Genomic DNA, 11191 nt, shown 5'->3' on the forward strand with positions numbered 1-11191 from the left:
CGTACACGCGTGGGTCCGGGCCCAAACCGGGGGCCCGGTCCGTTCCCGGTCCGTTCCCGGTCCGTCCGCGATCCGCGCCTGTCCGCCCTTATCCGCCCGGCACGAGCGTGGTCTCGACACCGCAGGCACCGTCCCCGTACAGCTCCACCCAGCACTTCTCCTGTGCCTCGTTGCCGAGCCGGATGCCGAACGTCCAGGTGGGGTCGAGGAACAGCGTGTGCCCGCCCTCGAAGTCCAGGGCGAGGCATCTGCATTCGGCCCCGCCGCCCGGATAGACCCGGATCCGCGTACAGCGCCACTCGCTCCTGCCGTCGCCGAAGAGCTGCTCGCCGTACGAGGCGACGATCACCTCGTCCTCGGCGTCGGCCAGTACCCCGATGTCCGCCCAACTGACGGCCGGCACCCGGGCGGAGGCCAGCCGGTCGTACTGGCCGGCGGACTCGAAACGCAGGAACCCGTCGTCCAGCCGCAGCCATACAACCATCGGCTGCGGCCGGAACTCCGGTACGTCGCCGTCCCGGTCGATCCAGCCGGGAACGAGCACATCGCGGACATGGTGGGCGCGGAGCGCCTCTTCGACCGGCCGCCACTGGCTGCTCATCCCGGCCACCCCTTCTTCGCATGATTCCGCTCGGGCTACTTCTTCTTGGGGACCTTCTGCGTGATCTCGATCGAGGTGTCGAGTCCTTCGCCGCTCTTGAGCGCCGTCCAGAAGTCGCCGTTCTCCCGCAGGACGACCGTCACGCCCTTGCCACGATAGATCAGCCCCTCCGGCTCGCCCTTCTTCAACGTACCCTTCCCGACCAGCTCGAATGTGCCGTCCTTGATGGCTTTTCCGATGTCCTCACGGAACCGGGGACCGTCCTCCTTGAGCTTCTTGTACTTCGTACCGAGGGCGTCCTCGATGAGCTTCTTGTGCCGCAGGAAGTGATCCTTGAACTTCTTGGCGTCGCCCTCGCCGACGTCCGGCTTCCTGGCCGCCTCGACATCCTCCGGGGACATGTCGCAGTCGTTGTTGTGAACGAGTGCGGCGGCGGAGCCGATCCCTACGTAATAGGTGTGGATGCCCGCGACGGTCAGGTCGTACGTGGTCTGCCGCTGGGTGTAGCGGGCGACGGCGGTGACCGTACGCGTCGAGCCCGTAGGCGTACGCAGCTCGTCTCCCGGGGAGAGCTCGCCGGCCTCGGCCCAGCGGCGCTCGTCGCTCAGCCAGAACGGGTGCGCGTCCGTGGCCGTGAGACGGGCCGGTACGCCGCCGTCCAGGACCGTGAGCCGGGTGAAGTGCTTGTCGTCGTACGTGACGATGGTCCGCCGCACGGCGCGGGACTCCGTCACGCCCGTCACCGGGTCGGTGGCGAGGACGCGCGTACCCACCGAGATACGGTCGATGTCCCGTCGCGTGCCGTCGGCGAGCAGCACAGGCGTACCGGGCAGGAAGCTGTGCCGGACGGGGCATGTGGTGGGTTTCTTGTCCGGTGTCTCTTTGTCGCCGTCTTTGGGTTTGCCCTTGTTCTCGGCGTCGAGTTTCCGCTTCGCGTCGGCGAGTTTGTCCTCGGCCTCGCTGACGCGTTTGCGGTTCTTGATCAGGCCCTTGATGCCGTCGTACAGATCGCCGCCGTGCTTCTTCAGCTTTCTGACCAGCTCGACGGCCTTCTTCCACTTCCACGGCGCCCCGTACTTCGCCGCGAGCTTGCCCACGGCCCCGCCGATGAGGCTGAGCAGTACGTTGACGAGCGTCTCCGTACAGGCGCCCATGTCGCCCTTGGTGACGCAGTCCAGGGCGTCGGTGATCCCCAGCTCGTCGGCCAGGATCTTCGCCAGCTCCTTCGCGGCCTCCTTGGCCTTGTCGGAGTCGGACTTCTCGGCGGCCTGGGCGTCCTGGAGTTCCTTGAGGGCGGCCTCGTAGTCGATCTGGGTCTGCGGCTTCTCGCCGCCACCGGTATCGCCGGTGTCGGAGGCGTCGGAGGCGTCGGAGGCGTCGGAGGCGGAATCGTCCTGGCCTCCCTGGTCGTTCTCACCTCCACCGCCGCCACCACAGTTGTCGCCGCCGGTGATCCGGCACACCTGCGTGCTGAGCCCCTCGGCGATCGTCGGCCCCACACCGGTCACCACCAGCGTGCCGACGATCGCGGCGACGACCGCCACGAGACCGACATACTCAATGGCCCCCTGCCCCCGCTGCGCCCGACGCAGCCCGAGCAACCTGGTGCCGGTACGCGGCATGGACCTCCGTGAGGCCCTCCGCGCGCGACGACGCACACAACGAAATTGACGCACAACCCCCGATGGCGACATACACCCAGGTTATGCGCGCATACGTCCCCGGTCTTGGGCCCCAGGACCCAACTCCGGGCTCCTGCACGGCAGTACCGCCCACGACTTGACCCCTCGCTGCGGTGGCTCCGCCTCGGAGGTGCCCCACTCGCCCCCGCAGTCGCTGACGCATGCGGCGAGCAGCCAGAGCGCGCTCCGGCGGCGTTCCGTGCAAAGGCTCACGTCGTCGGGGTCGGTGTGGCGCGGGTGCTGGTCCCAGAGGACGAGGCGGAGGGCGCCCATGCGGTAGCGCAGGGAGAGGTAGAGCTCCCGGTCCGGCGTCAGTTTGACCGCTGTGCCGATCAGTTCTGTGGCGGCGAGTACGGCCAGGTCCGCGTACGGGGCGAGCCCGTGCACGTCCAGCGCGGACCGGATCGCGGTACGCGCGGTGGCCGCGCAATGGGGTTCACCGGGAAGGGTGAAGCTGTAGGCCAGGCTCTCAATGCGGGGCTGCCGGTTTCGGCGGCGGCCGGCGAGGCCCGCGTTGGCGAGGACGGGTTGGGCCACCGGGCAGTGCGTGGCGCGCATGAGCGGCATGGATGTCTCCCTCGGACGGGGCGAGTTGGGTCGTCTTCCGCGACGCGGCTGAGCAGTGGCTTGTCTCCCTGACGCGGGACCGCCCCTCCCAGGGAAGGAGCTGCGGGCAGGACCGCGTGATGCACTTCCAACTCAGCTGCGTGAGCGATGCGTTACCCACTGTAGACTCAAGAGTGGAACGTGTGCCACTTACTGCCGAACATTGCCCCCTGATGGATGGACCTTGCTGGCCGTCCCGGGGCAGACTGGCCACACCAGGCCGGAGGAAGAGACGTATGCCTACGAGAACAACACCGACCGAGCGTCAGAGGCGGCTGGGTGCCGAACTGCGCAGGTTGCGTACAGCGGCGGGACTGACGACGGAATACGCCGCCGGTCTACTCGGCCTCGACCGTACAAAGGTCTCGAATATGGAGTCCGGAATCCGGGCGACTTCGCCTGAGCGCGTGCGCATACTGTGCAGCAACTACGACTGCCCGGACGAGAAGTACATCGCCGCCCTCGCCAACATGGCCGCGAATCTGCAGCCGGGCTGGTGGGAGCAGTACCGGGGCAAATTGCCTCAAGGACTGCTCGACGTCGCCGAGTTGGAGTGGCGTGCCACACGCCTGCGCACGCTCCAGACCGTCCACCTTCCGGGGCTGCTGCACTTGAGCGGCTATGCGCGCGCCGTGTTCGCTTCGGCCATCCCTTCGCTGCCCACTTCCGAGATCGAGCTACGCGTCTCCCACCGCCTCCAGCGTCAGCAGGTGCTGGAGCGCGACAACCCCGTTCAGTACGTCGGATACGTACACGAAGCCGCCCTCCGCATGCAGTTCGGGGGCCGTCGGGCCACGCGTGAGCAGCTTGACCATCTGTGCGCCATGTCCGAACGCGAGAACATCGAGGTGCGCGTACTGCCGGTTGCCGTTGGGGAGTTCCCAGGTGCCGGGCACGCCGTCCTGTACGCCGAGGGTCCGGTCCCGCAGTTGGACACCGTTCAGCTCGACTCGGCCCACGGTCCCGAGTTCAGTCACGCCGAGGCTCAACTCGCCAAATACCGTGGCCACTTGGACTGGATGGAGAACCACACACTTAACTCCGAACAGTCGCGTGACTTCATCCACGGGATCGCACACGAACTCTGAGAGAGGTCAACATGCCAGAGATCTACTGGGAAGACGCCTTCTGCGCCGAAGGCAACAACTGCTTCCGCATAGGCACGGACGACAAGGGCAACGGCTATATCTCCGTACGCGGCCAAGAGGACCAGTACCTCACCGACAGCCGCGACGCCCTGCGCAATCTGATCCGCGAGATCAAGGCCGGTAAGGCCGACCACCTGCTCTGAACGCACACGCGCCGAGGGGGCGGGTCCACAAACCGGTTGTGGGCCCGCCCCCTCGGCAGGTGACTCGGAAGCCTACGAGCTCTCCCCGCGCGGGAAGGAGACCTCCACGCGACGGTTCTTCTTGCGGCCTTCTTCGGTGCTGTTGTCCGCGATCGGGTACTGCTCGCCGTAACCGCGGATCTCGAAGGTGATCCCGGCGGACGTCAGTTGCCCTTGCAGGACACCGTGCACGGCTTCGGCGCGCTGCTTGGAGAGCACGTCGCCGTGCGCGGCGGAGCCGAGGTCGTCCGTGAAGCCGAAGACCCGGACCTTCGTCGCGCCCTGCTTCTTGATCTCATCGGCGATGGCGGCGATACGGGAGTTCGCGGCCGACGACAGCCTGGCGCTGTCCTTGCCGAAGAGGACCTCGGCCTGGAGCGCGAACTTCACGTTCTCGTTCGTGTCCTCGCGGCGCTCTTCACCGCCCTCGGACTCGACGACGGAGATGATGTCGAGCACCTTGGCCGGCGCGAGTGTGGCGCCCGCGCGGAGCTTGAGGCCGGGGGCGTTGCCGTCCACCTGGGGTGGTGGCGAGGTCGACTCGGTGCCGGGCGGCGTACTGGGGGTCTCGTCAGCGTGCGCACCGGGTGCCATGCTGAACTGCACACCGGCGAAGAGCACGACGGCGGCGAGCGCCGTCGCCGCCGGGCGCCTGGATGCCCTGCGCGCGCGGGGCGTCGCGGCACGCATCAGGAGATCTCAATCGTCGCGGAGGGCATCAGCGGCAGTTGGAGGTCGACCTGGGTCGTGGACGACGGCGGGGCCGGGAACTGGGCGAAGAAGCCCTCGCTCCCACCACCGTCGATACGACTGATGCCGGTCGTGGTCAGCGGGTAGCCGTCCGTGTCGCGCAGGACGTAGTAACGCTTCTTCTCCGCTTTGTCCACCAGCGTCATACCCGCCAGGGAACGGCCCGTCCGCTTCACCTGCGACTCCGAGCCGTTCCACTGGACCGGAGCCGACTGGTCGCTGCCGCTGGTGTTCTTGATCGTCCCCGTCACCGTGAGGAAGCCACCATCGTCGCGGGTCGCGGTGTGGATGACGAACTGGAACCCGTTGCTGCCGTTGATCGTTGCCAAGGTCTTGCTGGTGTCGGGGACGGTGGTGCCGCCGCTCCCCTCACTCTCCTTGGGCTTCTCGTCGCCAGGAGCGGAGGACGACGCGCCGGTGTTCTGCTCCTTGCCGTCCGCGTCGCCGCCCCCACAGGCTGTCAGGGAGACGCTCAACGCCACGACAGCGAGAGCGGCCCCGGCCGCCCTCCGGGCCTTCGCCCCATGCCACAGACTCATTAATCCTGTTCCTTTGCGTTCGCTCGCGGTGGTCAGTCCTGGGCCAGTCGGACGGAGAATAGATCGGCCGAGTCCGGGAGCAGGTCGAGATGCTCCGGATCGATGTCCCACATAGTGCCGCCACATTCGAGCGAGCCCGGTGACACCTGCTCGGTGTCGCCCGGGTTGTCCCCGTCCGGCGGCGGTTCCTCGCCGTCTGTGGGCGGATTCTCCTCATCCTCAGCGGGCTTGAAGGTGCACCGGGGTTCCACGATCGCCGTGGCGAACGCCTCGGCCTTCTTGTCCGCGGTTCCCGGCAGGATGGTGGCACCCATCGGCTTCTTGGTCTCGACATGGACCTTGAAGCCCCACCTGTCCTCCATGGCACGGCAGCCTTCGCCGCGTTCGTCCGTCACCAGAACGGCCTCGTTCCGGTCGGCGAAACGTTCCGCGGCCTCGCATCCGACCGCGGTGCCCATGGGGTCGCCGTTGAAGATGTCGTCCAAAAATGCGGGGTTCAGCAGATTCTCCAGGACCTTCACGCTGACGAAATCGTCGCGGGACTCCTGGGCCGCCGCCAAGGCCGCGGCGTCCGCCGCGGACTGCGCACCACTGTGTTTCGCACCGGCCTGACCGACCGTGAAGAGCGCGAGCGCGAGAAAGAGCAGGCCCGCCACCATCGTGATGTAGATGGGAGCGGCCTGCCCTGCCTCACCGGAACGCTTCACGGTCAGCTGGCGTCCAGAATCTCGCTGACCTTGTCCGACAGGCCGTTCGCGATGTCGTCCGCGACACCAGTGCCCACGATCGCCACGATGATCAGCGCCACCAGAACGATCACGCCCACGTACTCGACGGCGCCCTGACCCTTGTCGCTGCGGCGCTTCATCGCCGTGACGGCCGTGTTCGCCCAGGTGCCGACGTAGAGCTTGGCGTTGGTGGCGGCCTTCAGCGTGATGTTCGACATGGTGTTCTCCTCCGGTGTCGGCCGGCCGTGTACCGGCCGACTCGTACGAGTCTTTGGTGTCGTTCGCGTTTCCGGCTTCCTCCCGGCCGGTCTCGCTGGCGACATGAGAAACGTACGCCGGGGACGACCCCCTCAGCATGGGCCTGAGGGCCCAACCCGGGGCCCAACGCGGGGATTGGGCCCCGCCGGGTATCGCGGAGCCCGGTATCCCGGAGCCCGGCCGCACGGAATCCGGTATCCCGGAGCCCGCCGTCCCGGATGCCCGGTCGTCTCGCGCGCGTTCAGCCATGGCTCGCCGACCCCCCGCGCGCGATCCCGTGCCACAGGGCGATGGCCTCCCCGCGGCTGCCCGCGTTGAGCTTGGCGAAGATGCGGTTGATGTGGTTCTTGACGGTCTTCTGACTGATGAAGCAGGCCGCGGCGATCTGCTGATTGGTCATTCCCGACCCGATCAGGTCCATGATCTCCACCTCCCGCTGGCTCAGTTCGGAGTACAGGGCCGCCGAGGCCGCCCCGGACGATTGCCGCCCCTGAAGAGAATGTCCCACATTCGCTTGCGAAAGCGAAGGGTCTTGAGCAAATTGTTGCGCGTTCAACTCCGGGTCAACCGCAGCCACCTGGGCGTTGGTTGGCGGAAAGTGCGACGGATGCCCGGCGGCGGTCGCATATGCAGACGCAGACGTTTGCTCGGGAACACTCGGCAAATATCCGGGCCCGGTGAACGCCGTCCCCAGACCCTCCGGGAGCTGCCCGCCCTCCGGTCGCCCGCCGGCGCCGCCCCGTACCGTCGCCAGCAGCGCGCTGGACGCGGAGTAGGTGAAGTGGGCCCTGCCCTGTTTGATGTCCCGTACCGCTTCGACCAGTTGGTCCGCCGTGAACTCGCCGTGGACGAGATAGCCGCCCGCGCCCAGTCGCAGCGCCTCGTGGACGATCTCGCTCTCCCGGCTGTACGTCATCATCAGGACCGGGGCCAGCCGCACCAGATGAGGCAGGGCGGAGATCCCGTCCACCCCCGGCATACGCACATCCAGCAGGATCACGTCCGGCCGGTGCTGTACGGCCTGTTCGTACGCCTGGCGGCCGTCCTGGGCCTCCGCGGCGACCTCGATGTCGTCACGTCCGGACAGCAGGACGGTGAGGCCCGCCCGTACCACCGGGTTGTCGTCGGCGACCACGACGCGCAGGGGCGGCGCGGCCGGCATCGTATGGGGGAAGTCGGGGAGTTCTCCGGATGCCGCCGGCGGTGCGGATGTGGGGACTCCGGCGGTCTGTTCCGAGCTGAGCGGTGTGGTGTGCGAGGACGTGTGCTGCGAGGCATGGGCCTGTTGCGTCCAGTGCTGCCCGGAAGTGCTGGAGATGTCGTCCGGCATGGCTGCGGCCTCCTCTCAAATGTGGGGACGAATGGGTGTCGGGTCTGGTCACGTCAGGTCGGTTCGGTCAGGTCATGTTCAGTTGAGCTGTGGGACGGGGCTCGGCGGCCACTGTCCCCCCTCTGTAGGTCGCAGTGCGTTCAGCGGCAGTTCCAGCCGTACCTCCGTACCCTTCGCCGCCCGGCCCCTGCCGATGCGGATACGGGCCCCGATGGAGGCAGCCCGCTCGACCATGCCGACCAGCCCGAAGTGCCCGGCCCGGCGCAGGTCGTTGAGGGTGGTGCCGGGCGGCAGGCCCTGTCCGTCGTCGTACACGCTGATACGCAGCACGTCCCCGGCCACACCGGCCGAGACATGGACGAATTCGGCCTTCGCGTGCCGCTGCGCGTTCTCCATCGCCTCGGTGGCGATGGTCAGCGCGTGCCGGGCCACGGCGTGCGGGATCGGTGGTACGGGGAGCTCACCGAGCCGCCTGAAGGTGGCGGACATGCCATGGCGGCGACCGAAGTCGTCGGTACGGGAGTGGAGTTCGCCCAGGACGTCGATCCCGCCGTCCAGCCCGGACTCCCGCCGCAGGTCCGAGAGCAGCTCCCGCGATTCGGCGGCGGCCCGGCGCGCCGAGCGGGCCACCAGTTCGGCCTGGTGCTTGACGGTGCGCGGTTCCATGCGGTCAGCCGAGTTCGCCAGGCCGTCCGCCGCCATGGCCAGGCCGTGCAGCGTCTTGGCCACCGAGTCGTGCATCTCACGGGCGAGCCTGGCGCGTTCCTCCTCGACCGCGCCGCTGACCGCGAGCCGGGCGCGGGCCTCGGTCAGCGCCTGGCTCGCGGTGCCGAAGCCGAGCATGAGGTTGCGCAGCGTGCTGCCGATCGCGCCCGCCATGACGCACAGCCCCGGCAGCAGCAGCGCGTTGAAGCCCGCCTCCGCCTCGCTGTTGACGGCGTAGGCCCCGGCGACGATCAGCGACTGGAGTACGGCGAAGAGCGCGGCGCCGCGCCAGCCGTAGACCAGCCCGGCGAGCAGCGGGGTGCAGATGGTGACATACGCCAGCGTCGAGTCCGGGGAGGCCGTGGCCAGCAGCAGAGCGCCGAAGAACATGTCGGCGGCGAGCAGCAGCGGATGGCGCAGCAGAATCGGTCCGAAGCGTTCCCAGTCCCGCAGCAGGACGTAGGAGACCATGAAGGTGACGAGCACGGCCGAGCCGACGAGCCAGATCGCCAACCCCGACGCCGTACTCCTGAGGGCGAAGGGCGCGGCGAGGGCGATCATCGCGAGCCGGAAACCGAAGACCTGCCGGCACAGCGCCTGAAGGGCGTTCACCTGGATCGGCAGCGCCGGCACGTGCTTCGGGTCGGCGGTGGCAGAACGCGGCACCTCACTGTTGTTGCCGCCCGTGAGAATGAGGGTCTTCTGGGCCATGGGGGTCACCTCCCGTACTGGGGATCGGGCTCACGCGTCATGTGGTCGCCGGTGCGGGGCCGCCGTGCTGGGCCGCCGTGGTGGGGTCACTGTCCGAGGATGTCCCCGAAGTCGACACCGGAGCCGTAGTAGAAGCTCAGGACGATCAGCAGCATGGTGGCCGGGAGCATGACCATCGTGACGACGAGTGTGGTCTTCGGTACGGCCTGGGCGGCCCGGCGCCGCGCGTTCTGCGCGTCGGTCCGGCGCATGTCATTGGCGATCTGTATCAGCGTGTCCACGATCGGGGCACCCAGCTCCTCGCCCTGCTGGAGCGCGGTGACGAACATCGACACCTGCTCGGAGGCGTTGCGCCTGCGCAGCTGGTCGAATGCCTCGCGCCGGCTGACACCCATGTCCATCTGCCGCAGCGTGATGCGGAGTTCGTCGGACCAGGGCCCCTTGTACTTCTCCGCGACGCGCTCCAGCGCCTGCCGGAAGCCCAGACCGGCGGAGACGACGACGGCGAGGACGTCGAGGAAGTCGGGCAGGGTGCGCTCGATGTCCTCTTTCCGGCGGGCGATGTGCGAGCGGATGATGACGTCCGTCCACACCAGGCCGTACGCCAGGGCCAGTATCGCGATGATCGGCTGGCCCCGCAGGAGGAGCGCCAGCGCGGCGAACGCGCCGAGGAATCCGTAGACCGCGCGCCGGGCGGCGTAGCGGTCCACCGTCATACCGCCGGGGTTGCCCGCCATGTCGAGCCGGCGGCGCAGCGCGTCGACGCGCTTGGGCCCCATCATCCGGAGCACGGACGGGGCGTAACGCATGCCGAGCCGGTCTATACCGGAACCGACGGCAGTGGTACGGGTGGCGCCGACCTCCAGCGCGATGGCGAGGTCGCCGGGCAGTTTGGCGTCGGCGCGATAGAGACGGACGCCCTGGAAGGCTCCGTAGACGGACAGTCCGACAACGACCGCGAGCAGCAGACCCATCATGTTCTCTCCTCCTTCCTCGGACCCGGACTCAGACCTGGACCCGGGACATGCGCTGGATCAGGAAGAAGCCCGCGCCGTACATCGCGAAGGCCACGACGACCGCGGCCTGGCCGAGCACCGATCCCGTCATCTTGTCCAGCGCTCCGGCCGACATGGCGTTGATCACCAGCAGAAAGCCGAGTCCGAGCATCGGCACCGCCACGGCGGTGACCCTGATCTGGGAGAGCATGGTCTTGACCTCTCGGCGGGTTTCCTTGCGCTCGTCCAGCGTCTCCGTGAGGTTGCGCAGCGAGCTCACGACCTGGCCACCGGCCCGGCTGGAGAGCACCAGCGTGGTGACGAGGACGACCAGCTCGCGCGAGGGCAGCCGGTCGGCCAGCTCGCCGAGCGCGTCGTCCATGGAGTGGCCGACGGCGAGCTGGTCGGCGACCCTGCGCAGCTCCTCGCCCGCGGGGTCGTCGAGTTCCTCGGCCGCCATCGCCAGGGCGGTACGCATCGCCAGTCCGGCCTGGGTGGCGTTGGCGAGTACGCGGGTCAGCTCGGGCAGCTGGTTGATGAAGGCTTCCGTGCGCTTGGCGCGCTGCCAGTTGAGGAAGGCGTTACCGCCCCAGACGCCGATCAGCGCCGCCAGCAGGCCGAAGAACTGGGCGAAGATCGCCCCGATGGTGAAGTACAGCGCCAGCAGCCCGGCCACGACGTACACGAAGTACTCGCCGGGGGTCAGATCGAGGCCCGTCACCGCGATCTTGCGCTCGATGCGCTTGCCGAGCTTCGTCGTACGCAGCCACTGGTCGATACCGACGAAGCGCCGGCGGCGGCCGGACGCCGTGGTGATCTGTCCTGTCTGGGACATGCGCGCGACGAGTACCTGCCGCTGGGCCTTGCCCGACGAGTAGACGTGCACGCCGATGACGGCGAGCACACAGGTGAGCAGCGTGACGCCGATCGTCAGGAGCGGGAGATTATCCATGTCG

Annotated in this window: 13 protein-coding genes; 2 read left to right on the forward strand and 11 right to left on the reverse strand. The window is 68.2% G+C overall.

The genetic code is table 11. The features are described from left to right. Positions 1–88: 88 nt before the first annotated feature. The 3 genes from IF11_RS0119950 to IF11_RS0119960 form a co-directional block, all read right to left on the reverse strand. Positions 89–601, reverse strand: a complete 513-nt coding sequence (locus IF11_RS0119950) for a hypothetical protein (protein WP_030353011.1) — start codon at positions 599–601, stop codon at positions 89–91. 35 nt (positions 602–636) lie between these two features. After that, entirely contained in the window at positions 637–2223 is a 1587-nt protein-coding gene (locus IF11_RS0119955) for a polymorphic toxin-type HINT domain-containing protein (RefSeq protein ID WP_030353012.1), read from the reverse strand. 81 nt (positions 2224–2304) lie between these two features. Further along, entirely contained in the window at positions 2305–2850 is a 546-nt protein-coding gene (locus tag IF11_RS0119960; RefSeq protein WP_051746067.1) for a hypothetical protein, read from the reverse strand. A 275-nt stretch (positions 2851–3125) separates the two neighbouring features. Here IF11_RS0119960 and IF11_RS0119965 point away from each other — a divergent pair, with 275 nt between their 5' ends. Both IF11_RS0119965 and IF11_RS0119970 read left to right on the forward strand, forming a co-directional pair. Next, on the forward strand, positions 3126–3977 hold the full coding sequence (locus tag IF11_RS0119965; protein WP_030353014.1) for a helix-turn-helix domain-containing protein: 852 nt from the start codon (positions 3126–3128) through the stop codon (positions 3975–3977). An 11-nt stretch (positions 3978–3988) separates the two neighbouring features. Continuing rightward, complete coding sequence (locus tag IF11_RS0119970) at positions 3989–4180, forward strand: hypothetical protein (protein WP_030353015.1); 192 nt, start codon at positions 3989–3991, stop codon at positions 4178–4180. Between the two features lie 72 nt (positions 4181–4252). On the opposite strand, the gene IF11_RS0119975 is transcribed toward IF11_RS0119970, so the two are convergent. The 8 genes from IF11_RS0119975 to IF11_RS0120010 form a co-directional block, all read right to left on the reverse strand. After that, entirely contained in the window at positions 4253–4909 is a 657-nt protein-coding gene (locus IF11_RS0119975) for an OmpA family protein (RefSeq protein ID WP_030353016.1), read from the reverse strand. After that, complete coding sequence (locus IF11_RS0119980) at positions 4909–5508, reverse strand: hypothetical protein (protein WP_030353017.1); 600 nt, start codon at positions 5506–5508, stop codon at positions 4909–4911. Before IF11_RS0119980 ends, IF11_RS0119975 begins: the two co-directional genes overlap by 1 nt. A 32-nt stretch (positions 5509–5540) precedes the next feature. Beyond that, positions 5541–6215, reverse strand: a complete 675-nt coding sequence (locus IF11_RS0119985) for a pilus assembly protein TadG-related protein (RefSeq protein ID WP_240627605.1) — start codon at positions 6213–6215, stop codon at positions 5541–5543. Between the two features lie 2 nt (positions 6216–6217). After that, a complete protein-coding gene (locus tag IF11_RS0119990; RefSeq protein ID WP_030353018.1) occupies positions 6218–6454 on the reverse strand; it encodes a hypothetical protein in 237 nt (78 codons plus the stop codon). A gap of 281 nt (positions 6455–6735) precedes the next feature. Continuing rightward, complete coding sequence (locus IF11_RS0119995; RefSeq protein ID WP_030353019.1) at positions 6736–7824, reverse strand: response regulator transcription factor; 1089 nt, start codon at positions 7822–7824, stop codon at positions 6736–6738. A 78-nt stretch (positions 7825–7902) separates the two neighbouring features. Continuing rightward, entirely contained in the window at positions 7903–9240 is a 1338-nt protein-coding gene (locus tag IF11_RS0120000) for a sensor histidine kinase (RefSeq protein ID WP_051746068.1), read from the reverse strand. Positions 9241–9326: 86 nt separating this feature from the next. Beyond that, positions 9327–10214 (reverse strand): DUF5936 domain-containing protein, encoded by an 888-nt coding sequence (locus tag IF11_RS0120005; RefSeq protein ID WP_030353021.1) that lies wholly within the window; start codon positions 10212–10214, stop codon positions 9327–9329. Between the two features lie 31 nt (positions 10215–10245). After that, the gene (locus IF11_RS0120010; protein WP_030353022.1) at positions 10246–11187 is read right to left on the reverse strand and encodes a type II secretion system F family protein; all 942 of its coding nucleotides are present in this window, start codon (positions 11185–11187) and stop codon (positions 10246–10248) included. Between the last annotated feature and the right edge of the window lie 4 nt (positions 11188–11191).

Source organism: Streptomyces scopuliridis RB72, from assembly GCF_000718095.1.
GTDB classification, from domain to species: Bacteria; Actinomycetota; Actinomycetes; order Streptomycetales; family Streptomycetaceae; genus Streptomyces; species Streptomyces scopuliridis.